The organism is Cloacibacterium sp. DMC96 (assembly GCF_056313765.1).
Map to the genome: position 1 here is coordinate 503,073 of NZ_JBQUZQ010000002.1, position 23,777 is coordinate 526,849.

Sequence of the window (23,777 nt, forward strand, 5' to 3'; positions counted from 1 at the left end):
TTTCTGTGAAAATCTGTGTAATCTGTGAGAAACCAATACTTTTGCAAAAATTTTATCCTTGAAAAAATTCAAAGACACTTTAAAACTGATTTTCCCAAGCAATGGGGTAGAATGGATTTTGTTTGTTATTTTCCTCACTTCTTACGGGATTTTAGGAAGCTATATCGCCCTGAATTACAGAATTATATTTGATGATAGAATTCCTTGGGACGCTTATTTCAGTTTTGATAATCGCTCGATTGTGATGACAGGTGGTGGTTTCGAGAGACATCCGCTTTCTAATTATTTCTTCGATTTTATCAGAGAATTTGCGCTTTGGATTTCAGAGGGTAAAAAGAATGAAATTTTCCGTTTGGTTTTGGCTTGGTGCAGTAATTTTGCTGTGAGTTTGGCTTCGGTTCAATTATTCAAATATTTAAGAAATATTGTTAGAATTCCATTGAAAATCAATGTATTAATTACGTTTTTCTTTGCTTTTTTCACGACTCCAATTCTGCTTTCCTTCACGCCAGAAACTTATACTTATACTTTGCTGTTTTTGGTGGCTTTTAACTATTACGCAGCGGCAAAACTCAAAAAAGAAAAGAAAATTTCTCTATTTCCGCTCACTTTTGCTTCGGTTTTGGTAGGAGGTTTAACCATTACGAATATTGTAAAAGTCTACATTCCTATCCTTTTTGAAAAAGGTCTATTCAAGAATTTTAAAAACTTTTTCAATGCCGCGATTAGAGTTTTGATTTCAGCAGCGGTTTTCGTTTTGTTATTTTTATACCGATTAGATTGGGATTACATGAGGATTTTCACTAAAACAGGTGAACAATACGAGAAATTCTCAAAACCAAAAGTTACACCACTTTGGGACATGATTTCGTCTTGGTTTTTCGGGGGAAATATGATTTTTTCAAATTTTGTGGTGAGAGATTATCACAATAAAAAAGGCTTTCATTACAACGCCTTATTTATGGATGTTTTCACATCTGTAGCTCCATATATTTTCGTTGGCGCAGTTCTGGTTCTTGTTTTTTGGAGTTATTTTAAGAATTTCAAAAACAAATTCGTGCAGATTTTAATGCTTTCATTTTTCGTAGATATCATTATTCATTGCGTTTTGAAGTTTGGGTTACACACTTCTTACATTTACGGAGGACATTTTATTTTTGTAGTTCCGATGATGTTGGGATGGTTGTTTTTTGGGTATAAAAATTCTCCGAAAATGCTTTCTTTTCTGACGGTTTCTGTAGGGATTTTATTCGTTTTCTTAGTGGCGAATAATATGTATAGAATGGAAGAGTTCTTTTGGTTTTTAGAACAGAATTATAAATAAAAAAATCCCGAGAAATTCTCGGGATTTGCTATTTATTTTTACTCTTTTCTTTAGAAATTTGCTCCTTAATAAAAGGATATTTTTCTTGCATATCGCTCGAAAGACTTTCGTCTAGTTCTAGGGCTTTTTGCAATGCTTTTTGTCCGTTTTCCACATCATTTAAGTGAAGATAAGAATTGCTGAGCTGATAATACAATTCTGCTCTCTGGTGAATTTTGGTAGCTTGTTCTAAAACGGTAATCGCATCTTCATATTCACCAATAAGCATGATTACTTCGCTGTATGCATACCAATTGTAAAATCTTTTTGGCTCTACATCTACCAATTTTTTAAGACAAGAAAGTGATTCTTCGAATCTGCCAGAATCAATATATAGAAAAGCTAATTTCTTCTGAAATTCTAAGTTGTTTTCATTCAGCGCTACTGCTTCTTTAGCAAAGTGTAAAGCTTCTTTCATGCTTCCCATTTCCAAATAAAGGTCGCTCTGTTCCATCATCGAAAGATAAAACTGCGGGTCTTCTCTTAAAGATTTCTGAAAAGCACGAAGCGCTTCCATATTTTTTTTGGCTGCTTTGTAGCACAATCCAATTTTGTAAAAAGTAAAAGCTTTGGTGTATTCTAATTCCAGCTGTTCTTCATAAACCTCAATCGCTTTATCCCATTGCTCCATAGCTTCATAACAAGCTGCTTTATTGGCGTAAACTCCAGCTGCATCAGAATTAATCGCTAGTAAATAATCGAAAGACTGAATTGCTTTTTCGTAGTTTTTTCGGTTGAAATAGAATTGTCCCATTTCAAACCAAGCGGTTTCCGAAAAAGGAAATTGATTGATATAATTTTGCAAAAATTCTTCTGCTTCTGCATGACGAGTCATTTCGCCATAACACATCATTGCACTTTCAAGTGCATATTCATCTTGAGGATCGTGTTTTAATGCTAATTTATAGTTTTTCAATGCATTAAAAGGATCTTGGAGATTGTAATATTCATCTGCAATGAAATTATGCAAGAAACTTTCTTCCTCTTCAAGTTCTAATGCTTTTTCGCAAAATTCTATTGATTTTCTAGGATTTCCGTTGTTAGAATAATATTTGGCACAACAAACCAAAAAGTCGGTGCTTTCTGAACATGAAAGTTTCAACTCTTCAATTAATTGACGAGCTTGAACATATTTTTCGAGTTCTAAAAAGACTTCTAATTGCTTAACTTTTAGTTCGATAGAATTAGGGTGAAGATTTAAGCCATAATTCACAGCCATTTCTGCAAAATTGATGTCTCCCATTTCTAAATAAAAAATAACAATATCTTCTACTTCTTCTGTGTCAAAGTAGAACTGTTCGTTATTTTCTATCATGTCTTCGAACTTTTTAGCAAGCTCATTTTCAAAAAATTCTTCCAAATTATTTTATAGATATTAGATTTTAGATTCAAGATTTTAGACTTTTATTGGTCTGAATTCTTGTTTCAGAAATCGAATTTTAATATTTTAAATTGATTTTCAATGCTTTATTTGATGTGTCAGGTATTTGGGTTTCAAAGAAAATTTTTAAAACTTCCATCTTCTGACTTCCATCATCCAGCAATTAAATCAAACTTTTAATTTTTGCTATCATTTTGTCTGCCAGTTCATCTGCTTCTTGCTGAGAAAAGGCTTCTGTATAAATTCTAATAATAGGTTCTGTGTTTGATTTTCTGAGGTGAACCCAATTTTCAGGAAAATCAATTTTCACACCGTCAATCGTAGAAATTTCTTCATTTTTGTATTCTTCCTGCATTTTTACCAATAATGCATCTACATCTATTTCGGGAGTAAGTTCTATCTTCTTTTTACCCATGTAATACGCTGGATATGTAGATCTTAACTCAGAAACGGTTTTGTTTTCTTTAGCCAAATGCGTTAAAAATAATGCAACGCCAACTAAAGAATCTCTTCCGTAATGCAAATCAGGATAAATAATTCCACCATTTCCTTCTCCACCAATAACTGCATTTTTCTCCTTCATTAAAGTCACCACATTTACTTCTCCTACAGCACTTGCAAAATATTCTGAATCTAGATTTCTGGCAACATCTCTCAAAGCTCTGCTCGAAGAAAGGTTAGAAATCGCAACTCCTTTCTTATGTCTCAGCAAATAGTCTGCCACAGCTACCAAAGTGTATTCTTCGCCGAACATTTCGCCATTTTCGTCAATAAGTGCCAATCTGTCAACATCTGGATCCACTACAATTCCTACATCTGCGCCTTCTTTTTTGATTAAATCACAAATATCTGTTAAGTGCTCTTTCAAAGGTTCTGGATTGTGTGGAAATTGTCCGTTTGGTTCGCAATATAACTTCACGACTTCGCAACCTAATTTTTCTAAAAGTGGTGGAAGCGAAATTCCACCGGTAGAATTTACAGCGTCTAAAACTACTTTGAATTTTTTAGCTTTCACAGCTTCTACATCTACCATTGGTAAATCCAGAATCTTCTGAATATGAATGTCAAAAGCGTCTGTTCTGGTTTCGTATTTTCCTAAATCGTCAACTTCGGCAAAGTTGAAATCTTCTTTTTCGGCGATTTCTAACATTTCTGCGCCATCTTTACCACTGATAAATTCTCCTTTTTCGTTGAGCAATTTCAGCGCGTTCCATTGTTTTGGGTTGTGAGAAGCGGTTAAGATAATTCCGCCATCAGCATTGAGTTCTGGAACCATCACTTCCACAGTTGGCGTAGTAGAAAGTCCTAAATCTACTACATGAATTCCTAAACCTTGTAAAGTAGCGGTAACCAATGAATTAACCATTGCGCCAGAAATTCTGGCATCACGACCAATCACTAAGGTTAAATCTTTTTTATTTTTATTTTTTTGAAGCCAAGTTCCAAAAGCTGCAGTAAATTTTACCACATCTACAGGTGTAAGATTATCATCTACTTTACCACCGATGGTTCCACGGATTCCTGAAATACTTTTGATTAAAGACATATGATATTGAGATAAATTTTTATTTGAAAATTAAATTTCTGCAAAATTACTGAATTTAGCAACAGGAATACGTTTCTTGTGGAAAAATAAACCATTTTCAATATACTTAAATATCAACAAACGTTAGTTTTAACATTTATCCGAAATGATTATCTAAAAATTTTGTAACACAATATCCTTTTCTTTTACTAATACTTTAGTGATAAACTTTTAAACATGAAAAAAATACTTTCATTTACCTTTATTTTATTATTTTCAATTGTAATTTTTGCTCAAAAAACCATTTCTGGAACTGTAAAAAATGATGATGGAAAACCGCTTGCAAGTGCAAGTGTAACCATAGAAGAAATAGGTAAAAATGCCATTTTAGAATATGCAATTACCGATGCCAAAGGAAATTATAAAGTGACTTTTACAAGTAATGACGAAAAAATTCTTGTAAAAGTTAAAGCTTTTAACCACCAAACCATTACCGAAAATTATAATAACGCAACTCAGACTTTGAATTTTGTGCTTCAAGAAAAAGCCACAGAAATCAAGGAAGTAAAACTGAAAACTAAACTCATTACCAAACGTGGTGACACCATTTCTTATGATTTAAAATCTTTCGAAAGTAAGGCAGATAGAAGTTTAGCAGATGTTTTGAAAAAAATTCCTGGGATTGAAGTAAATAAAGATGGTTCTATTCTCTATCAAGGTGAACCGATTAACAAATTCTACGTAAACGGAAAAGATTTAATGGAAGGAAGTTACGGTGTAATCAATAATTCTCTCCCAAAAGATGCTGTGCAAAAAGTAGAAGTGCTTGAAAATCACCAACCTGTAAAAATTCTTCAGGATAAACTTTCTTCGGAAAATGCGGCGATTAATGTGCAGCTCAAAAAATCTATAACCATGACAGGAAGAGGAGAAACTTCTCTTGGTGTGGCGCCATCTCTTTGGAATGTAAAACTTTCTCCGATGCTTTTTACTCAAAAATACCAATGGGTTTTGAATTACAAAACCAATAATATGGGAGAAGAAGTAGAAAAAGAGAATAATATTCTGGCTTTTGGAAATAGATTTGAAGGAATGAGAAGAAATTTTTCTGAAAATTCTTGGCTTTCTGTAGAATCTTCATCTCCGCCTCAAAATGTTCCAGTAAAAAGATATTTATTTAATAATGTGCACTATTTATCTGCTAATGTTTTGACCAATCTTTCGAAACAATGGGAGCTAAAGGCCAATGCAAATTATGCCAATAATGCAATTGATAAAGAGAGTGTTACGAAAGTTTATACCGCTGATAATACTTTGAGAAATGTTAATTTTGCGAGAAGCAATCATTATACTAATCAAGCAAAAGGTGAAATTATTTTCTCTAAAAACGCCAATAAAAGTTTCTTTAAAAATACCACTACGTATAACGGACTTTGGAACGGAGACGAATCAAGTGTGAGCAATAATAATAAATTTGCTAATCAAAAAGTTAAAACACCATCTAATAGTTTCCAAAACTCATTAAGCGCCATTATTCCTTGGAAAGAAAGATTAGTAAATGCCATGTCTTTCATCAGTTATAGAGATGATAAGCAAAATTTAGGAATTAATCCTGCTTCATATTTAAATAGTGATAATGAAAAAATTAACACTTCAGATCTTGTTGATCAATATTTAAATTTAAAAACATTCGAAGCGGTACATTCTGCATCTATTGGTTTGTCTAAAAAGAATTGGACTTTTACTCCAGAAGTTGGGCTTAATTTTACTCAAAACAAATTAGTAACTGATTTAAATGGCGAAAAAAATAATTCTTTAGTAGATTTAGGTTCTGATTATGAGAACGATATTAAATTCAAAAACATGAAACCTTATGTACAAATGATGGTAAATTATAAGAGAGAAGGTTTAGATGTGAATTTAAGTTTCCCTGTTAATTTTAATAATATTGCTGCTACAGGAGCCAAGAATTTAGATAAAACAATAAATAAAGTAACTTATGAACCAAGATTGTTCATGAGATATGATTTAACTTCGTTTTGGAAATTTTCAACTTTCGCGGGAATTACTAATTCATTTGGAAGTATTAATGATCTTTATAACGGTTTTATTTTGCTTTCAGCAAGAAATATTACCATGAAAGATACTGATATTCAGCAAACAAAATCAAATTTTGTGGGTTCAAGGTTGGAATACAGAAATCCATTAAATAACATTTTCTTTAATGTAAGTTATAATTTTAATGATAGAACAAATAATATCACATATCTTACTAAATTAGATGTTGATAATCAACAATTTACCGTAGAAGGATATAATTTAGAGAACAACAGCAAAACCAATTCTGCAAGAACAGAACTCGGGAAATATTTCCCTAAATTTAAGACCAACGCTTCTGTAGGATATAATTACTCATTGAACAATTACCAACAGTTACCAGCCAATTCTGCACCTACAGAATCTAGTTTTATAGATGTAGAAGGCGTAAATCAAGGAGTAAGTGTTAAATTTAATAACAATTATTTCTCTTGGTTAAGTGTAGATTATAATGCCAATTGGAATTTTAACAACACAAAATCTCCAGACGATGCAAGATTTAATAACAAAACCAATTTATTTAATCACGCACTTTCTGCATATGTTTATCCTTTCAAAAATCACACATTAGGATTCACTTGGGACGAACTGCATTCTAGCAACAGAGAAAGAACGGCTAAAAATGCTTTCTTTGACCTTTCTTACCAATATTCTATGTCCGAAGAAAAAATAGATTTAGAACTGAAAGTGCTGAATATTACCAATAATAATGTATTCGAAAATGTAACTTTTAACTCTACTTTTAATCAGACTTCTTACACCACGGTTAACATTAGACCGAGACAAGTGGTACTCACGCTGAAGTTTAACTTCAAATAAATTTTTCAAAATAACGAACGCAGTAAATTTTTTACTGCGTTTTTTATGATTTTTAACGAAAAACCTTTTATGGTTTTATAAATTTTTTATCTTTGTTAAAGACAATCATTTTTTTTTAAACTTAAAAACAAACATTCTTTTTAACACACCATCATGAAAGGGATTTTAAAAATCTATCACCCAGAAGAAACCCTTAAATACCATATCTCTAGCACATATTGCAAGGCGGTTTATCTCAATTCAAAAAATTTTCTGGAAGTAGAAATCATTACAGATGATTCTTTAGACCATGTAGAAGACGATTCTCTACAATATAATTTTCCTCAGCTATCCTTAGACGTATTTGAATTTCCTATTGATTCTAATGAATTAGAAGGGAAAACATTCCGTATAGAAGATACAGACGAAGAAACCTATACAGAAGTAGACCTTTATGACGACGAAGAAGCCTATCTCTACGAGAATGAACTTAGTTTTTCTAAAGATGAAGACAATGTGTTACAATTATTCTGGCAAGGGAAAATAGATGATTTCTATACCGGTTCTGATGAACCAATTCCTTTTAAATTGAAATGTCATTTCAAAGCAGATGATATCGAAATAGAAGAGTAACTTTCTGCTGTTTTCTTTCCCGTTTAAAACCATCAGAATCTTATTTTATTTTTAGAGTTTTTTTGAAAAGTATTTTTCAAAAAACATTCATTGCTACGAGAAATTCTACAATTTTTCACTAAATTTATCGTTTAGAAATTCGAACTTAACATTTTTCATTATGTTTTTACAAGCCACGACTACTATCATTAACAATAAAGTGACAGAGAAACAAGTATTTTCGCTTTGGGATGTACTTTTCAGCGGAGGAATTATAGGAAATACCATTATGATTGCTATTTTTCTTTTGGGAATTTTAGCATTATATGTTTTTTTCGAAAGATATTTTTTCATCAAAAGAGCATCAAAAGAAACGCCTAATTTTTTAGAAAATATTAAAGACTGCATACATGACGGAAGAATACAATCTGCCATAGATTTATGCAGAAGAACAGATTCGCCAGAAGCCAGAATGATAGAAAAAGGCTTAACCAGAATAGGAAGACCCATTTCTGATATTTCAAATGCAATGCAAAACCAAGGACAGTTAGAAGTTTCTAAACTGGAGAAGAACCTGAATATTCTTGCTTCAGCTTCTGGAGCAGCGCCTATGTTAGGTTTCTTGGGAACGGTAGTCGGAATGATAATGGCGTTTTTCGAGATTTCTAATGTTACGGGAGCAGTTTCGCCGAAACTATTGGCATCGGGAATTTATACTGCGATGGCCACTACTGCAGTGGGTTTATTTGTGGGAATTCCTGCCTATTTTTTCTATAATATTTTGGTGACCAATGTAGACAGATTGGTTCTGAAAATTCAAACTCACGTGAATGAGTTTTTAGATACGCTAAACAAACCACTTTAATTCTTCTAAAACCTAACCTCAAACTTTTTTAAGAATGGAATTGAAAAGAAGAAATAGAGTAAGCGCCGAATTTAGTATGGCTTCGATGACAGATATTATCTTTCTGTTATTGATATTCTTTATGATTACCAGTTCCGCAATTAGTCAAAGTGCAATAGATGTGAATTTGCCAAAAGCTGCAGCTCAAGATCCTAGTGTTACAGACCCTACAACTGTTACAATAAATGCAGATGGCAAGTATTTTGTAAATGATTTAGAAACGCCAAAAGAACAATTAGAACAAAATATTGTAAAATTGGTAGAAGGTTCACCTAATCCTACTTTCACCATTAGAGCAGACGAAAATTGCAAGCATAAAGATGTAGTTTATGCCATGGAAATCGCCGAAAAACACAAATATGGTTTAGCGATTGCTACCGTTCAAGAATAATCAATTGGAATGGACTTTAGTCCATTTATAGAAATTAAAATCAAATTTAGCCAAAACTTATATTGGAAACGATAACTCAACATAAACGAGACGAAAGAATAGACAAGCTAAAAAGTGCAACACTTACTGCGCTGATTTCGGCATTGTTGTTTTTGTTGATTTTTTATTACCAATTCGTGAGAGAAATCCCAAAAGAAGAGAAAGTAACCACTATGCTGATTAATTTCGGCGACAATAGAAACGGAATCGGAGCAGAAGAACCTGCTAATCAAGAAGGAAGTTTAGCTTCGGCAGATATTTATATCCCTGAAGAATTAAAAACTCCTGAACCACAACCTCAAGAAATTGTAGAAACCCCAAAAGCTGTAGAAAAACCTGCAGAAAAAATCATCACAGGAAAATCTGAAAAAACTACTGCCGTAAAAACAGAGAAAACCGAAAAAAAATCTACTAAATCTTCGGAAACTACTGCGTCTAAAGCAACCACTTCTAAAACTTCATCTACCAGCAATACCGCTACCAAAAATGCTCAAGGTGATGGACAAGGAACCGCCGCAATTGGCAATCTTATCAAAGGAAGAGGAACGAAGACTGGAACGCAAGGAACTGATGGAACTGTTGGGAATTCTGGCGATCCTCTTGGTGGAAAAGGAGATGGTGACAGCAAAATTGGCGTAGACCGAAAACTTATTTCTTTTATTCCTGGAACCATGGGAAAAGGTGGAGAACAGCCCTCTCATAACTGTACAGCAAACGGAACCATTACCATTTCTTATACGGTTGACAAAGCTGGAAACGTGATTTCAGCGCGCAGAAGCAGTGGAATATCGGATCCATGTGTCGTTACTGCTGCGGTAATTTGGGTAAAAAAATACGTAAAAGCCGAAAAAGCCTCGACTAATTCTACCGGAACATATAAAATTACCTTCTAAAAACTTCTTATTTTTTCAAAGATAATGCTCCAGATGGGCACTTATTTACGGTAGAAATAATGTTCTCCGAAGTAGAATTTTCCATTTGCACCCAAGGTTTTTCTTTAGGTTTAAAAACTTCTGGAAGGTTTTTTACACAGTTCGCAGAATGAATACATTTTGAAGCATCCCAAAGAACCGTTACTTCTCCATTTGAATATTCTTTTATGTTTTGATCAGGCATTTTGCAAAAAATTAAGGGTTAAAAAAGTACGTCTTTATATTCTTCAGTTTTATCAAAAACTCTTTTCGCAAACGGACAAAGTGGAAGGATTTTAATATGTTTTTCACGAGCCATTTCTACTGCCTTATGAACCAATTGCTTCCCGATTCCTTTTCCTCCAAGTTTTTCTGAAACCTCAGTGTGATCTATGATAATTTTGTCTTCGCCAGACCAAACGTAAGTCATTTCAGCAATGATTTCTCCGTTTTCTTCTATGAAAAAAACACCTTTTTTGCCATTATCTTCATGTTGAATTTCCATTTTTTAATATTTTGTGGTTTATTCAAATGTAACAAAAAATATTGAGTTTTTATTTTTAAAATTTCAAAATAAAATGGGGTTTCGTTATCTTTGAAAAAATTTTTTTTGTGTCAAAAAATACTCCAATTCTTTTTACTCCAGAAGCTTATCAAGAAGCATTAGATTGGCTTTTTGTACAAATGCCTAATTACCAAATTGATGGTCAAAAAGCGTATAAACCAGGTTTAGAAAACATTACAAAACTTTGTAATTTTTTCGGAAATCCTCAGGAAAAACTGAAGATGATTCATATTGGCGGAACGAATGGAAAAGGTTCTACCAGCAACATGTTGGCTTCGGTTTTACAAGAACAAGGATACATCGTTGGTTTGTATAATTCCCCTCATTTAATTGATTTTACGGAGAGAATTAAAATTAATGGAAATAATTGTGAGAAAGAATTTGTCTTTGATTTTATTCAAAAATTGAGGAATATTCCAGAAGAAATTCTTCCTTCTTTTTTTGAATTTACCACGATTATGGCATTTGAATATTTCTATCAAAAAAAGGTAGATTTTGCCATTATTGAAGTAGGTTTGGGAGGTAGATTAGATTCTACCAATATTATAAAACCTTTGGTTTCTGCTATTACCAATGTAGATTTAGATCACCAGAATATTTTAGGAGAAACTCTGGAAGAAATTGCCACAGAAAAAGCAGGGATTGTAAAGCCAAATATTCCCATTATTTCTGGCGACGAAAGAGATTTGGTTAAAAATATTATTCAACAAAAAGCAATTCGAATTCATTCAGAATTCATAGATGCAACCGAAATTTCTACTGATTTAGAAACTGATTTGAAGGGGAATTATCAAAAGAAAAATATAAGAGTGGTTCTGGCTTTGGTAAATGAGCTGAGGAAACAAAACATAAAAATTTCTGAAAGTTCTCTTGAAAATGGCTTGATGAACGTTCACCAAAACACCAAATTTATTGGAAGATGGTTTCAATTTTCAGAAAATCCATTGATTATTTGTGATACCGCTCATAATCAGGCTGGTTTAGAAATGGTTTTTGCTCAATTGAATGCCATTGACAAATATAAACACATTGTCCTTGGTTTTGTTAATGATAAAAAAATAGATGAGGTATTGAAAATTTTACCCAAAAATGCTCAATATTACTTTGTAAAACCGTCTATTAGCAGAGGAAGAAGTCCAAAAGAGTATGAAAATTCACTAATTTCTGCAAAAATAGATTTTCAAATTTTTGAAACAGTAGATGCTGGTTTTCAGGCAGCTAAAATAAAATGTAAGTCAGAAGAAATGATTTTTGTGGGCGGAAGTAACTTTGTAGTGGGAGAATTTTTAGAAAAAAATTTGTAGAAATCGCAATAAGTTGTATATTTGCACCACTCAAAACGAGAAATCGTGAAAGAGGGTTCTTAGCTCAGTTGGTTCAGAGCATCTGGTTTACACCCAGAGGGTCGGGGGTTCGAATCCCTCAGGACCCACAAAAAAGGAACGAAACCTTTTCAAAAAATTCGGGTTCTTAGCTCAGTTGGTTCAGAGCATCTGGTTTACACCCAGAGGGTCGGGGGTTCGAATCCCTCAGGACCCACAGAAATAGAAATCTCACAGAAATGTGAGATTTTTTTTGTTTAAAACCTTTCTCAAAAGTTAAAAATCTATAAAAATTTCGTAATTGTTTTTAATTTGTTATTTTTGTAACAACAAAACACAGATGAAAACTATTCTTTTAACAGCATTCCTCTTAGCAGGAAGTATGCTCTTTGGCCAACAGAACGAAGAGTTTAGGCTTATCAAGCAACATTTTGATCGTCAAGAAAATCTATTGAAAATTGAGTTTGTCAAAAAGTATAATAATGCTTTTACGGCTCAAGAAAAAGAAACCGTCAAAAAAGATTTTACAGAATTTATGCTCAAATTAGACAGTATAAGGAATACTGCGTATCTTGGTGCATTAATAAGAGTGAAAAATGTAGAAGAACTTGAATATTTAAAAGGTCAATCTTCTTCTAATGCTAAAGCTTGTCATACAGAAATAGACGAAGCGCCAGAATTCCCCAATGGAATAGATGCTTTGAGAGAAAAAGTAGCTTCTTTATTTTATTCAAAAGGAATTGAATATTGTAAAAATGAACTCAATACTACCGTGAGTTTTGTGGTAGATGAAAATGGTTCAATTACAGATATCAAAGCAGAAGGTGAAAACATAAGTTTTAATAAACAAGCAGAAATTGCCATGTATCTTATTTCAGAAAAATTTACTAAGCCTGCTCTTCAAAAAGGAAATGCTGTAAAATATGCTTTCAGAATGCCTTTGAGTATTAAATTCGAATAATTTTTATGCTAAAAATCTTTTTCTTTCTTCTTTTTTCTTGTGGGATAAATGCTCAACAATTAGAATCTTTAAAAATTCTAAAAATAAAGCATGACAGCATAGAAACTCAACTGAAACTAAAGTATCAGGAAGAAATTAAAGGAAAATCTGATTCTGAAATCAGCGAAATTTATTACCAAAATCTACTTAGCAGAAGAAAAAATAATAGAGAACGTTTTAACCATTATTTTTCGGTGGTTCAAACGTATTTAGAAACTCAAAAACTGATTGACCCAAGTCCAGAAGCAGCCCAACAAGAAATTCCTGATAAAGCAGCGAATTATTCTCAAGGTTTTCCCGTTCTTTATCAAGAAGTGCATGATTTTATCAAAAATCAATATCAAGATAGATTAGATGATTATTTTACCAAATCTGCTAAAATCCATTTCATTGTTCAAAATGACCATTCACTTTACATAGAAAAAGTTGAAGGTACGGAGAAAGAATTTAACGATTTAGCTTTGCTGGCATTTTTAATGACCACTGGAAAATGGGAAAGTGCTTTCCAAAGAGGAATGAATGTAAAATCTAAATTTGTCTTGCCTGTAAAATTTGTAGTAGAAGAGTAATGTTTACACCAGAATATTTCATGAAACAGGCTTTGCAAGAAGCCGAAATTGCCAAAGAAAAAGACGAAGTTCCTATTGGTTGCGTGATTGTTTTCAAAGATAGAATTATCGCGAGAGGTCATAATCTTACAGAACAATTAAATGACGTGACTGCGCATGCAGAAATGCAGGCCATTACTTCTGCTGCTAATTTTTTGGGTGGAAAATATTTAAAAGATTGTACCATGTATGTTACGCTAGAACCTTGCGTAATGTGTGCGGGAGCTCTAACTTGGTCGCAGATTTCAAAAGTTGTCATTGGTGCGAGAGATGAAAACCGAGGCTTCATCAATCAAAATGTGAAACTTCATCCTAAAACAGAAATAGTTTCAGGAATTTTAGAAAATGAATGCTCAGAAATCGTGAAAAATTTCTTTAAAAATAAAAGATAATTTTTGGGCAGCTTTTCCGCCTTCCGTTCCCGCTTTTTTACTTCACTGCGTTTCGTAAAAAGAGCTTCACTCAAGTCGGGCTGCAAAATTTCGTCTAAAAAATACAGTTTTCCTCAAAAGAAAATTCTACAGATTTTTGAAATTATTTGTCTTTCCCTAGGAAATAAAGACCTTTTAAAGTGTGTAATTTATCGGCGATGTCTATTTTATTAGTCAAAGGTTGATAAACATGAGAAACGCCACCTGTTGCAATCACGAAACAATCATCATTTACTTCTTCGTTTATACGGTCAATAAAACCTTCTACCATTCCTAAAAAGCCATAAACCATCCCCGAAGTCATACAAGAAACCGTATCATGTCCCAGAACAGATTTTGGTTTAGTAAGTTCTATTTCAGGAAGTTGCGCGGTTTGTTTTACCAAAGAATTAAGAGAAGTGATAATTCCTGGAGCGATGATTACTCCCAAAACTTCTCCATCTTCGGCTACACAACTTGCAGTAAGCGCAGTTCCGAAATCTAAAATAATTTTCTTTTTGTTGGGATAGAGAAAATGAGCTGCCACTAAATTGGCAAAAATATCAGTTCCCATTTGATTGGACTTGTGATGAATAGGAGAGTGCGTTTTTCTATCTACCACTATGGCTTCTATTCCGTGAATTTTATACAAAGCACTGCTGATAATGTGTGTAAGCTGAGGTACCACAGAACCAATAATGATTTTATCTACCTTTTCTACATCTACATTGTACGTTTGGTACAGCATAGAAAATTGGGCGAAAAGTTCGTCTCGGGTTCCGTAAGGTTTGGTGTTAATAATCCAAGAAACATCACATTTACCATCAATAAAATGGCCAAATCTAATATTGGTGTTGCCAATGTTTATTACAATGCTCGTCATTGATTTTTAAAAGAAAAATTAGAGCCGAAAGTTAAGCATTTTCTGCATAAAAAAAGTTGAGAAATTTCTCAACTTTTATTTCACTTCTAAAAAATTATTTTCGGGGTTTACATCTGCCAATCTTTGTGAGAAATCTATTCCTAAAATATGTAAATCAGATTTTTTGTAAGGAATGGTCAAAGTGTATTCTTTGGTAGTCCAGTTCCAATAATTTAAGGTTTGGAAATCTCCAAAATAATCTTTGGTTTTAGGAGTTCTCATCATATTCAGCGGAATCTGATAGTTCACCGTTTTTTTGTCTTTGGTAAAAATGCTAAAATCAATTGGCATAGGAACTTCACCGTTGTTTACGAGCGTAATTGTAGTAGAATCGTCATTGTATTTTACATCTTTTATCGCGTAATCAATGGTTTTGGTCGTGTTGATCCAATAATGATGGAACCATTTCAAATCCATGCCAGAAATTTGCTGTGCAATATGGATAAAATCTCTATCTGTAGGATGTTTAAGGTTCCAGTCTTGGTAATATTTTTTCAAAATTTTAGATAAATTTTCTTCGCCCACAATGTAGCCTAGTTCTACTAAGAATAATTCGCCTTTGGTGTAAGAAGCTACGGTATAAGCCGTTCCGTTATCGTGATGGTCTGCTAACCAAACTGCTGGTTCTTCTTTGCCAGATTTTACGAATCTTACATAAGACTGAATTGCATTGTAAAAAGGATTTGGCATATCATCTTTCGGGAAAAGTGCATTCATCACGAAATCTTCTGCATAACTGGTAAAGCCTTCATCTAACCAAGGTTTTGTGCTTTCATTGGTGGCAAGCATTTGCTGATACCAAGAGTGCGCTCCTTCGTGAATCATCAATCCTAATAAATTTTCTAAACTTCTAGCTTCGCCTAGAATCATGGTACACATTCCGTATTCCATTCCGCCATCTCCACCTTGTACAAAACTGTAGGTAGGATAAACGTATCTGCCAAAAGTGGCATTCATCAGTTGGAAATATTTGGTAATGTAGGGTTGTGCTTCGCTCCAAAATTGTGTTCTTTCAGATTTTTGGTAGACAAAATTCACTTTTGGTCCATCTGGAACGATGAAGGTTTCTACGGAATAGTCTTTATCTGCAGCCCAAGCAAAATCTAAAATATTTTTTGCGGTAAAACGCCAAGTTGCCTTGTCGTTTTTATCTGTTTTTATCGTAGGATTTTCTGTGTAGCCTTTTACTTCTGTAGGATTTTCTAAAACGCCACCTGCGCCAATTACGTAATTTTTATCAATCTTTATGGTCACATCAAAATTGGAAAAAGGAGCGTGAAATTCTCTACCGATGTAATCAAAAGTTGCCCAACCATCATAATCATATTCTGCTAGTTTTGGGAACCATTGCGTCATAGTCATGTCTACACCTTCTCTGTTATTTCTTCCGCTTCTACGGATTTGTTTAGGAACTACAGAATCCCAATCCATCGTAAAAGTAGTGGTAGAGTTTGGTTTTATTTTTTCGTTGAGGTAAACCTTCATAATGGTTTCTTGAACTTCAAATTTTATAATTTTTCCGTTTTGTTTAATCCAGTTTACGGTTTGTGAGCCTTCTTCGTTTTTAGGAATAGTAGCTAATTTAGAATTTCCGAATTCAGTTAATCTTCCGTCTGCATTTTTTCCTTGGTTTTGCACTCTTTGATCCATCAAAGAATTGGGTTTAAAAGCATTCCAATACAAGTGAAAGTACACTACTGAAAGTTCATCAGGAGAATTATTGGTATATTTTATTTCTTGGTTACCGTGATAAGAAAAATTAGCAGCATCTACATCGATTTCCATTTTGTAAGAAGCTTCTTGTTGGTAGTAAGCTTGTTGTTGTGCTGTAATTAATCCTACGATTAAAGAAAATATAGCAACGAGTCTATTCTTCATATCATAAATTTTTTCAAAGATAAATCAAATTTTAGACTGCTATATTAAATAAAAATCCTTCCAAAAGCAAAGTTTGAAAGGATTTTATTAAAAGTTTATGATTTTTACTTCTTTGTCTTGTTTTTAGCAGAAGATTGTAAAATCTTTTCTAAAATTCTTAACGTGATTAAATAAGTTGGTTTTACACCCGTTAATCCTAATCCGCCTGAAGAAAGGGTAGAACCTGTTTCTAAAGGGTTATCAGAAGCGTAATATGCATACATTACAAATAAATCTTCTGAAATGTGTTTTCTGATTTTAGAAGCTACTTGAATCGCTTTTTGGTAATGAGCTCCTTCCATTTCTAGACCGATGGATTTCCAAGAAGTAGTCATGAAATAGGTTAAAATATCTTTATTCTGAAGAGAAGTTCCTAGAACCGTAATCATGCTTCCTTCAAAAGCTCTTAATTCATCATCTTGGAAATCTTCTAATTTCAAAGCGTTTTCAAATGGATAATTATCTGCAGTTCCTTCGAAAATGTGAGAAGTAGGAATCATAATGTCTCCTTTTTCACCGGTAAGAATCCCTGCTTTACCCATGATAGAAACAGATTTTACATTCATGGTGTACACATTTCCTTCGTATTCGAATGGTCTTAATAACTCATCCATCACTTCATAAGCTTGTTCACCGAAAGCGTAATCGAAAACCATTAAAACATCATCTCCTTTGTAACCAGAATTAGCAAATGGAGAGTTTTTAAGGTCAACTTTTGATAAATCAATTAACTGAACGTCTATATTACTTCCAGAATTATCGTCTATGTAAATCATTTCTTTAGAAATTGCATAGTCTAGAACTTTGTCTCTAAGTTCCTTTTTGTTAGAAATTTCTTCGTAAAGTGAATAATCTACATCTTTAGTATTCTTTTTCTTCAATGCGTCATTGGCAAAAAGCATGTTTTTCACCGAGTGCATATTCGCAGAAATAATATGTAAAGGTCTGTTTAATAAATTGTTATCTCCTAAAACTTGTTTTACGTGATTCGCCCATTTTTCACCGAAATAATGGTGACCAACTCTTTCTTTTAGAATAGCACTGAAATGAATTTCTCTTTCTCTCACTTGTTTCAAGTCGTCAAAACTTACTTTTCCTAAGTGATAAATAATTTTGAAAAGTCTATCAGGATTATTGTCTTCGCCGAAATTATTATAAGCATTAAGCGTTTCTTCAAAAGTTCTTCCCAAAAGCGAAGAAAGATGAATAAGGGCTACTTCTTTTTCTTTTCTACTGAATTTTTTCTCACCTTTTGCTACTTGTTCTATAATTTTCCAAGAGCGTTTTGGTTCTCCGTCTTCATCTATTAAGAAAGCAATGTTTCTTATTTTGTCTGCTTCTATATATAAAAAAGTAAGGTGAGTTAGAATATCATAAATTTCTGAACGACCGAGTAGAACTTCTATGTTCATTTGGTGTTCGTCTATTCTATAGCAATTTCTTCTACGTTTTTTAGGAACTATAGGTTCAAAACTTCCTTTGTCAAAACCTTCGTCTGAAGTAAGGTGAATAAATGCGCATTCTTCTATACCTTCTGGTAATCTGTCTAATACATATAATAAACCATCTAGTTCTACTTTATTAGGAACATTCATGGTTCCGTAGATTTCTGGATTGATGATTTTTAGAAGGCTTCTAATGCTATCCCCTGAAACTCCTGAAGGTTTAAAAAATCCTCTGTAAAACAAATGTCTCATAGAGACATAAATTCTTTCGATTGCTTCTGTTGTTTCTCTTGCTCTAGAGTTTGCCATATATATTTTGTTTTTAAAAAAGTCTACAAAGATACAACTTTTATTTTGAATTTATAATAAGAGTACTTAATTGTATTGATTTTGAGACGTTTAAGTTCCTTTTTGTTCACTTGATTTTGCTTCTCTAAAATATGAAAAATAGCCTAAACTCAAATTAATTTTATATTAAAATAGATTTAAGTTATCGGTTTTATCAATTTTCTACTTTAAAATCTATATAAAATTTATGAATACCCTTAAAATTTTAGGGGTGTTTTATAAAAGTTTCGATTTTTTACTTAAATTTGCTGAAAATTTTAACACCTATATGTCAACATTAAGATTTAAAGCGTTAGAAACGCTTCCTTTTAAAAACTTTAGAAAAGATAATCACGTAGAAGTTCCTGCGAAATTATCAGAATTGTATTGCGAAAATGTTTTCTCTGAAGAAACCATGAGAGAATATTTAACGAAAGAAGCATTTCAGTCTATCTTAGATGCTATAAGAAAAGGAACAAAAATCCAAAGACATATTGCAGATCAGGTTGCTGTAGCAATGAAAGATTGGGCTTTGTCTAAAGGAGTGACTCACTACACTCACTGGTTTCAGCCATTAACAGGAGCTACTGCAGAAAAGCACGATTCATTTTTTACTCCAATTGAAGGGGGAAGAGCTATCGAAAGATTTAATGGTGGGATGCTAATTCAGCAAGAACCAGACGCTTCTTCTTTCCCGAATGGTGGAATTAGAAATACTTTTGAAGCGAGAGGTTATACAGCTTGGGATCCTACTTCTCCAGCTTTTATAATGGGAACTACACTTTGTATTCCTTCTATTTTTATTTCTTATACAGGTGAAACATTAGATTACAAAGCACCATTATTAAGAGCTTTACATGCTGTAGACGAAGCCGCAACAGAAGTAATGCAATATTTTGACAAAAATGTAACGAAAGTGGTTCCTACTCTAGGTTGGGAACAAGAATACTTTTTAGTTGATTCTGCATTATATCAATCAAGACCAGACTTAGTATTAACTGGTAAAACGTTATTAGGACATTCTCCTGCAAAAGGTCAACAGTTAGATGATCATTATTTCGGTTCTATTCCTACTAGAGTGATGAATTTTATGAAGGAGCTAGAAATAGAATGTATGAAATTGGGAATTCCTGTTACAACTAGACATAATGAAGTTGCTCCAAACCAGTTTGAGTTGGCTCCAATGTTTGAAGAAGCAAACGTAGCAGTAGACCACAATTCACTTTTGATGGATGTAATGGCAAGAGTAGCTCACAAACATCATTTCCATATTTTACTACACGAAAAACCATTTGCTGGAGTAAACGGAAGTGGAAAACACAATAACTGGTCACTTTCTACAGATACTGGCGAAAATTTACTAAGCCCAGGGAAAAATCCTAAGAAAAACTTACAGTTTTTGACTTTCTTCGTGAATACGATTAAAGCAGTTCATGAATATGCAGATTTATTAAGAGCAAGTATTGCTTCTGCAAGTAATGACCACAGATTAGGAGCAAACGAAGCGCCACCAGCAATTATCTCTGTTTTCATCGGTTCTCAATTATACAGTGTACTTTCTGAATTAGAAAAAGTGACTAATGGAAAACTTTCTCCAGAAGAAAAGACAGAACTAAAACTAAATGTAGTAGGTAAAATTCCAGAAATTTTATTAGACAATACAGATAGAAACAGAACTTCGCCTTTTGCATTTACAGGAAATAAATTTGAAATTAGAGCAGTAGGTTCTTCTGCAAACTGTGCAGAATCTATGACGGTAATGAACACCATCGCTGCAAAACAATTAAAAGAATTTAAAAAAGAAGTAGATGCTTTAATTGAAAAAGGTCTTAAAAAAGATGAAGCTATTTTCAATGTGTTAAGAGAATACATTAAGCAATCGAAAAACATTATGTTTGAAGGAGATGGATATTCTGATGACTGGGCAAAAGAAGCTCAGAAAAGAGGTTTATCTAACCTTAAAACTACTCCAGAAGCTTTAGAAAGAGAAATGGACAAAAAGTTCGTGAAACTTTACGAAGAAATGGGCGTTTTCTCTCATGTAGAAGTAGAAGCTAGAAACGAAATTAAGTTAGAAAAATATTCTACTGTAATTGATATTGAAGCTAGAGTTTTGGCAGATATTGCTAGAAATCACATCATTCCAGCTGCATTAAACTATCAGAACAGATTGATAGACAATGTAAAAGGATTAAAAGAAATTTTCGGAGATAAAGAATTCAAAGCTTTGGCAAAAGAACAAATGAGTTTAATTACTCAGATTTCTGAAAACGTTTCTATTATTAAGTTAGGAGTAGAAGAGTTGTTAAAAGCGAAAGATAAAGCAAAATCCACTACCAACTCACAGAAACAGGCAGAAGCCTATTGTAACGAAGTGAAGCCATTGTTTGATAAAATTAGGGAAGCATCAGACGCATTAGAAATGATGGTAGATGATGAGCTTTGGCCACTCACAAAATACAGAGAATTATTATTCACCAGATAATCACCACTTCCCTCTCCTTTTCGAGAGGGATTTTTTTTAATATAAATATGAAAATAGATATCCTAAAAACCGAATCGCATCACAAAGATTTCCAAAAATTAGTTTACGAATTAGATCTTTATCTTGCAGAAATAGATGGAGAAGACCATTCTTTTTATGCTCAATATAATAAGCTAGACGCGATTAAAAACTGTATTATTATTTATATAGACAAAGAACCCATTGCTTGTGGAGCATATAAAAAATATGATGACCAAACCATCGAAGTTAAAAGAATGTTTACCAAAGAACACTATAGAGGAAAAGGATATGCTAAAATGGTTCTATTGCTTCTTGAAAAATGGGCAAAAGAAGAAGGTTACAATTTTTCTGTTTTAGAAACTGGAGTTCAGCAAGTTTCGGCGGTTCATCTTTATGAAAAGTCTGGCTATTCACGTATTCCTAATTATGAACCTTATGAAAATGTAGAAAATAGCATTTGTTTTCTAAAACAGTTAGTGTATTGATTTTAAGAAATTTACATAATAAATTTAATAATAAAGAATTTCCTTCGTTAAAGTTTACATCATTATAGACTAGCGTTATATAATTTATAGATTTTGACAATATTTTGTTAAAAAGTCTTAAAAAAAAATTCCGCAGGATTTCCAAAATAGGAGCCTCGCGGAAATTTTTTTTTAACATATGAAAGACAAATGTTAAAAAATGTTAAATTTTTTGATTAGCTGACAATTATCAAGTCCTAAAAAACTTGTATGATATACTTTTGTCTTGTCTAAAAAAGAAATCTACACAGATAATCAAATAAATATGAAGAAAAGAGTTTTGCTAAGTTTGGTTGCAATTATTTCCATCTTCTCGATGCAATCTTGTGTAACAAACTACGTTGTTTCTACACCTACAAAATACAAATCTAGTACCAAACTAGATAAAATAAATACTAGAAATCTAAATTCTGCAAGCAAAAGTTCTTATGATAGCTATAATGCAACTTTTGAAATGGCAAAAAAATCAGAAATGGCTGCTTTGATTACAGGAGCGATTTCTCATGCTAAAACGATTGATGATATTCTAAGTGAAGCGAATACTTATTTAGGAACTCCTTACAGATTTGGTGGTTCTACCAGAAGTGGAATAGATTGTTCAGCATTCGTTTTAAATGTTTATGAAGAAACTACAGGTTTAGAATTGCCAAGAGTTGCTGCAGAACAAGCTGAGCTAGGAGAAAGAGTAGAGAGACAGCAATTGCAAAAAGGAGATTTAGTTTTCTTTGCGCACAACAGAAGAATCTCTCACGTAGGAATAGTACAAGAAGTTACACCAGAAGGAGAAATTAAATTTATTCATGCAGCTACATCTAAAGGCGTTATGGTTTCTTCACTTAATGATTCTTATTGGGGACCAAAATATAGATTTGCCAAAAGAATTTTAAAAGAAGATCAAAATATTGCTACAGCAGAAGCAACGAATTAATATTTAAATAGTGATAAAAAACCTCCGCAACTAGTTGCGGAGGTTTTTTTATTTATACGAGTGAATTCTTATCTGCGTAATTTAATTTAAAGAAAATAGCGGTCATAATAGAGAAAGCTAAAAGAGAACTCCCTCCATAACTGAAATAAGGCAGTGGAATTCCCACTGTAGGAAATAGTCCCATTACCATTCCTAAATTGATGGAAAAGTGCATGAGTAATATTCCAGCAAAACAATAACCGAAAACTCTATTAAAAGTATTTTTTTGAGTTTCGGCTAAGTAAAATATTCTGCCAATATAAATAGCATAAAATAACACCAAAAGAAAACTCCCGAAGAAACCCCATTCTTCTCCCACTGTACAGAAAATGTAATCTGTCTCTTGTTCAGGAACGAATTTTCCTTGAGTTACCGAACCTTGTTTATAACCTTTTCCCCAAAATCCGCCAGAACCAATTGCCGTTTTAGAATACAATAAGTTATAACCAGAAGTATCTCGGAAAGCTTTTTCACCTTTGTAGAGAACTTCTATTCTTTCTCTCTGGTGATTTGGCAATTTCTCCATGATTTTTGGAGTTCCAAAACTGATTCCGGCTAAAATTCCTAAGCTTCCGACAATGGTGACTATAGTAGGAACGCTCCAATGAATTTTTTGATAATTAAAGAGAATAAAAATGAGGACTAAACCTACTAGAACTCCAGTTATGTATAGAGGATTAAAAGCAATCGACAAAAGAAAAACAGCTGCTAAAACAAATCCTACTATAAATAACCAACCATTTAATCCTTCTCTGTATAAAGCAATCGCAAACGCAGTAAATACTAATAATGAACCTACATCTGGAATGGATAAAACAACTAAAGCTGGCACTCCAATAATTGCCAGAACTGTCAACTGTGATTTTCTCATTTTCAGATTAAAATCTGGTCCAGAAACGTAATTGGCAAGCATAAGTGCTGTTCCGATTTTGGCAAATTCTACGGGTTGCATGGTAAAACCGCCAAACTTGTACCAGTTTTTTTGACCTAAAATTTCAGTTCCAAAAACATGTAAACCTGCTAATGAAAGGACGCCCAATATGAAAAAAATTCCCGCAAAGTTTTCAAAAAACTTTGTTCTCATGGTGAAAATTACAAGTCCTACCACGAGTGAAATTCCAAAAAATATAAATTGTTTGGTTCCTAATCCTTCATCTACACTATAAATATTTGCTATTGCAAAAAGTGAAATAGCCAAGTATAGAAAAATGCCAAGTTTATCAATTCCTTCTGCCCATTTCAT

Annotated in this window: 21 protein-coding genes and 2 tRNA genes; 15 read left to right on the top strand and 8 right to left on the bottom strand. The window is 32.9% G+C overall.

What is annotated here, in order from left to right; all coding sequences use genetic code 11:
• The first annotated feature begins 58 nt into the window (after window positions 1–58).
• Entirely contained in the window at window positions 59–1,324 is a 1,266-nt protein-coding gene (locus ACT53I_RS11205; protein WP_476079722.1) for a DUF6080 domain-containing protein, read from the top strand.
• Window positions 1,325–1,352: 28 nt separating this feature from the next.
• Here ACT53I_RS11205 and ACT53I_RS11210 read toward each other — a convergent pair whose 3' ends face one another.
• A complete protein-coding gene (locus ACT53I_RS11210; protein ID WP_476079723.1) occupies window positions 1,353–2,723 on the bottom strand; it encodes a tetratricopeptide repeat protein in 1,371 nt (456 codons plus the stop codon).
• A 184-nt stretch (window positions 2,724–2,907) separates the two neighbouring features.
• Complete coding sequence (glmM, locus tag ACT53I_RS11215; protein ID WP_476079724.1) at window positions 2,908–4,290, bottom strand: phosphoglucosamine mutase; 1,383 nt, start codon at window positions 4,288–4,290, stop codon at window positions 2,908–2,910.
• A 216-nt stretch (window positions 4,291–4,506) separates the two neighbouring features.
• Here glmM and ACT53I_RS11220 point away from each other — a divergent pair, with 216 nt between their 5' ends.
• The 5 genes from ACT53I_RS11220 to ACT53I_RS11240 all read left to right on the top strand — a co-directional run bounded on the left by ACT53I_RS11220 (window position 4,507) and on the right by ACT53I_RS11240 (window position 10,003).
• Window positions 4,507–7,185 carry a carboxypeptidase regulatory-like domain-containing protein gene (locus ACT53I_RS11220; protein ID WP_476079725.1) on the top strand — a complete coding sequence of 893 codons (2,679 nt, stop codon included), beginning with the start codon at window positions 4,507–4,509 and terminating at the stop codon, window positions 7,183–7,185.
• Between the two features lie 153 nt (window positions 7,186–7,338).
• Window positions 7,339–7,797, top strand: a complete 459-nt coding sequence (locus tag ACT53I_RS11225) for a hypothetical protein (RefSeq protein WP_476079726.1) — start codon at window positions 7,339–7,341, stop codon at window positions 7,795–7,797.
• A 160-nt stretch (window positions 7,798–7,957) separates the two neighbouring features.
• The gene (locus ACT53I_RS11230) at window positions 7,958–8,641 is read left to right on the top strand and encodes a MotA/TolQ/ExbB proton channel family protein (protein WP_069797457.1); all 684 of its coding nucleotides are present in this window, start codon (window positions 7,958–7,960) and stop codon (window positions 8,639–8,641) included.
• Between the two features lie 34 nt (window positions 8,642–8,675).
• Entirely contained in the window at window positions 8,676–9,071 is a 396-nt protein-coding gene (locus ACT53I_RS11235; RefSeq protein ID WP_069797459.1) for an ExbD/TolR family protein, read from the top strand.
• A 62-nt stretch (window positions 9,072–9,133) separates the two neighbouring features.
• Entirely contained in the window at window positions 9,134–10,003 is an 870-nt protein-coding gene (locus ACT53I_RS11240) for a ferric siderophore ABC transporter substrate-binding protein (RefSeq protein ID WP_476079727.1), read from the top strand.
• Window positions 10,004–10,010: 7 nt separating this feature from the next.
• Here the strand turns inward: ACT53I_RS11240 and ACT53I_RS11245 are convergent, their stop codons facing one another.
• Both ACT53I_RS11245 and ACT53I_RS11250 read right to left on the bottom strand, forming a co-directional pair.
• Window positions 10,011–10,226: a (4Fe-4S)-binding protein gene (locus ACT53I_RS11245; RefSeq protein WP_424307830.1), complete on the bottom strand. Its 216-nt coding sequence runs from the start codon at window positions 10,224–10,226 to the stop codon at window positions 10,011–10,013.
• An 18-nt stretch (window positions 10,227–10,244) separates the two neighbouring features.
• The gene (locus tag ACT53I_RS11250) at window positions 10,245–10,526 is read right to left on the bottom strand and encodes a GNAT family N-acetyltransferase (protein ID WP_476079728.1); all 282 of its coding nucleotides are present in this window, start codon (window positions 10,524–10,526) and stop codon (window positions 10,245–10,247) included.
• A gap of 179 nt (window positions 10,527–10,705) precedes the next feature.
• Here ACT53I_RS11250 and ACT53I_RS11255 point away from each other — a divergent pair, with 179 nt between their 5' ends.
• The 6 genes from ACT53I_RS11255 to ACT53I_RS11280 all read left to right on the top strand — a co-directional run bounded on the left by ACT53I_RS11255 (window position 10,706) and on the right by ACT53I_RS11280 (window position 13,908).
• Window positions 10,706–11,890, top strand: coding sequence for a bifunctional folylpolyglutamate synthase/dihydrofolate synthase (locus tag ACT53I_RS11255; protein ID WP_476079892.1), 1,185 nt, complete (start codon window positions 10,706–10,708; stop codon window positions 11,888–11,890).
• A gap of 53 nt (window positions 11,891–11,943) precedes the next feature.
• Window positions 11,944–12,018: transfer RNA gene (locus tag ACT53I_RS11260), tRNA-Val, on the top strand.
• Between the two features lie 32 nt (window positions 12,019–12,050).
• A tRNA-Val gene (locus ACT53I_RS11265) sits at window positions 12,051–12,125 on the top strand.
• Window positions 12,126–12,248: 123 nt separating this feature from the next.
• Window positions 12,249–12,869, top strand: a complete 621-nt coding sequence (locus ACT53I_RS11270; protein WP_476079729.1) for a hypothetical protein — start codon at window positions 12,249–12,251, stop codon at window positions 12,867–12,869.
• A 5-nt stretch (window positions 12,870–12,874) separates the two neighbouring features.
• The gene (locus ACT53I_RS11275) at window positions 12,875–13,477 is read left to right on the top strand and encodes a hypothetical protein (RefSeq protein WP_476079730.1); all 603 of its coding nucleotides are present in this window, start codon (window positions 12,875–12,877) and stop codon (window positions 13,475–13,477) included.
• Window positions 13,477–13,908 carry a nucleoside deaminase gene (locus tag ACT53I_RS11280; RefSeq protein ID WP_461377214.1) on the top strand — a complete coding sequence of 144 codons (432 nt, stop codon included), beginning with the start codon at window positions 13,477–13,479 and terminating at the stop codon, window positions 13,906–13,908. Before ACT53I_RS11275 ends, ACT53I_RS11280 begins: the two co-directional genes overlap by 1 nt.
• Window positions 13,909–14,050: 142 nt before the next feature.
• Here the strand turns inward: ACT53I_RS11280 and ACT53I_RS11285 are convergent, their stop codons facing one another.
• From ACT53I_RS11285 to ACT53I_RS11295, 3 genes are all read right to left on the bottom strand, one after another.
• Window positions 14,051–14,809 carry a type III pantothenate kinase gene (locus ACT53I_RS11285; protein WP_476079731.1) on the bottom strand — a complete coding sequence of 253 codons (759 nt, stop codon included), beginning with the start codon at window positions 14,807–14,809 and terminating at the stop codon, window positions 14,051–14,053.
• Between the two features lie 75 nt (window positions 14,810–14,884).
• Entirely contained in the window at window positions 14,885–16,726 is a 1,842-nt protein-coding gene (locus tag ACT53I_RS11290) for a M1 family metallopeptidase (RefSeq protein WP_476079732.1), read from the bottom strand.
• A 104-nt stretch (window positions 16,727–16,830) separates the two neighbouring features.
• Window positions 16,831–18,519, bottom strand: a complete 1,689-nt coding sequence (locus ACT53I_RS11295) for a DUF6909 family protein (RefSeq protein ID WP_476079733.1) — start codon at window positions 18,517–18,519, stop codon at window positions 16,831–16,833.
• Between the two features lie 307 nt (window positions 18,520–18,826).
• On the opposite strand from ACT53I_RS11295, the gene ACT53I_RS11300 reads away from it, so the two are divergent.
• The 3 genes from ACT53I_RS11300 (at window position 18,827) to ACT53I_RS11310 (ending at window position 22,495) form a co-directional block, all read left to right on the top strand.
• Window positions 18,827–21,022, top strand: a complete 2,196-nt coding sequence (locus ACT53I_RS11300) for a glutamine synthetase III family protein (protein WP_104792967.1) — start codon at window positions 18,827–18,829, stop codon at window positions 21,020–21,022.
• 47 nt (window positions 21,023–21,069) lie between these two features.
• A complete protein-coding gene (locus ACT53I_RS11305) occupies window positions 21,070–21,528 on the top strand; it encodes a GNAT family N-acetyltransferase (protein WP_104792966.1) in 459 nt (152 codons plus the stop codon).
• A gap of 304 nt (window positions 21,529–21,832) precedes the next feature.
• Window positions 21,833–22,495: a C40 family peptidase gene (locus ACT53I_RS11310; RefSeq protein WP_476079734.1), complete on the top strand. Its 663-nt coding sequence runs from the start codon at window positions 21,833–21,835 to the stop codon at window positions 22,493–22,495.
• A gap of 52 nt (window positions 22,496–22,547) precedes the next feature.
• Here the strand turns inward: ACT53I_RS11310 and rodA are convergent, their stop codons facing one another.
• Window positions 22,548–23,777, bottom strand: a complete 1,230-nt coding sequence (gene rodA / locus ACT53I_RS11315; RefSeq protein WP_476079735.1) for a rod shape-determining protein RodA — start codon at window positions 23,775–23,777, stop codon at window positions 22,548–22,550.

Excerpts from the sequence above, each read along its gene's own strand:
- ACT53I_RS11310 (WP_476079734.1), top strand. The coding sequence starts at position 21,833 with ATGAAGAAAAGAGTTTTGCTAAGTTTGGTTGCAATTATTTCCATCTTC.
- ACT53I_RS11220 (WP_476079725.1), top strand. The coding sequence starts at position 4,507 with ATGAAAAAAATACTTTCATTTACCTTTATTTTATTATTTTCAATTGTA.
- ACT53I_RS11245 (WP_424307830.1), bottom strand. The coding sequence starts at position 10,226 with ATGCCTGATCAAAACATAAAAGAATATTCAAATGGAGAAGTAACGGTT.
- ACT53I_RS11290 (WP_476079732.1), bottom strand. The coding sequence starts at position 16,726 with ATGAAGAATAGACTCGTTGCTATATTTTCTTTAATCGTAGGATTAATT.
- ACT53I_RS11285 (WP_476079731.1), bottom strand. The coding sequence starts at position 14,809 with ATGACGAGCATTGTAATAAACATTGGCAACACCAATATTAGATTTGGC.
- ACT53I_RS11305 (WP_104792966.1), top strand. The coding sequence starts at position 21,070 with ATGAAAATAGATATCCTAAAAACCGAATCGCATCACAAAGATTTCCAA.
- ACT53I_RS11270 (WP_476079729.1), top strand. The coding sequence starts at position 12,249 with ATGAAAACTATTCTTTTAACAGCATTCCTCTTAGCAGGAAGTATGCTC.
- ACT53I_RS11255 (WP_476079892.1), top strand. The coding sequence starts at position 10,706 with ATGCCTAATTACCAAATTGATGGTCAAAAAGCGTATAAACCAGGTTTA.
- rodA (WP_476079735.1), bottom strand. The coding sequence starts at position 23,777 with ATGAAATGGGCAGAAGGAATTGATAAACTTGGCATTTTTCTATACTTG.
- ACT53I_RS11295 (WP_476079733.1), bottom strand. The coding sequence starts at position 18,519 with ATGGCAAACTCTAGAGCAAGAGAAACAACAGAAGCAATCGAAAGAATT.
- ACT53I_RS11230 (WP_069797457.1), top strand. The coding sequence starts at position 7,958 with ATGTTTTTACAAGCCACGACTACTATCATTAACAATAAAGTGACAGAG.
- ACT53I_RS11235 (WP_069797459.1), top strand. The coding sequence starts at position 8,676 with ATGGAATTGAAAAGAAGAAATAGAGTAAGCGCCGAATTTAGTATGGCT.
- ACT53I_RS11280 (WP_461377214.1), top strand. The coding sequence starts at position 13,477 with ATGTTTACACCAGAATATTTCATGAAACAGGCTTTGCAAGAAGCCGAA.
- ACT53I_RS11300 (WP_104792967.1), top strand. The coding sequence starts at position 18,827 with ATGTCAACATTAAGATTTAAAGCGTTAGAAACGCTTCCTTTTAAAAAC.
- glmM (WP_476079724.1), bottom strand. The coding sequence starts at position 4,290 with ATGTCTTTAATCAAAAGTATTTCAGGAATCCGTGGAACCATCGGTGGT.
- ACT53I_RS11275 (WP_476079730.1), top strand. The coding sequence starts at position 12,875 with ATGCTAAAAATCTTTTTCTTTCTTCTTTTTTCTTGTGGGATAAATGCT.
- ACT53I_RS11225 (WP_476079726.1), top strand. The coding sequence starts at position 7,339 with ATGAAAGGGATTTTAAAAATCTATCACCCAGAAGAAACCCTTAAATAC.
- ACT53I_RS11250 (WP_476079728.1), bottom strand. The coding sequence starts at position 10,526 with ATGGAAATTCAACATGAAGATAATGGCAAAAAAGGTGTTTTTTTCATA.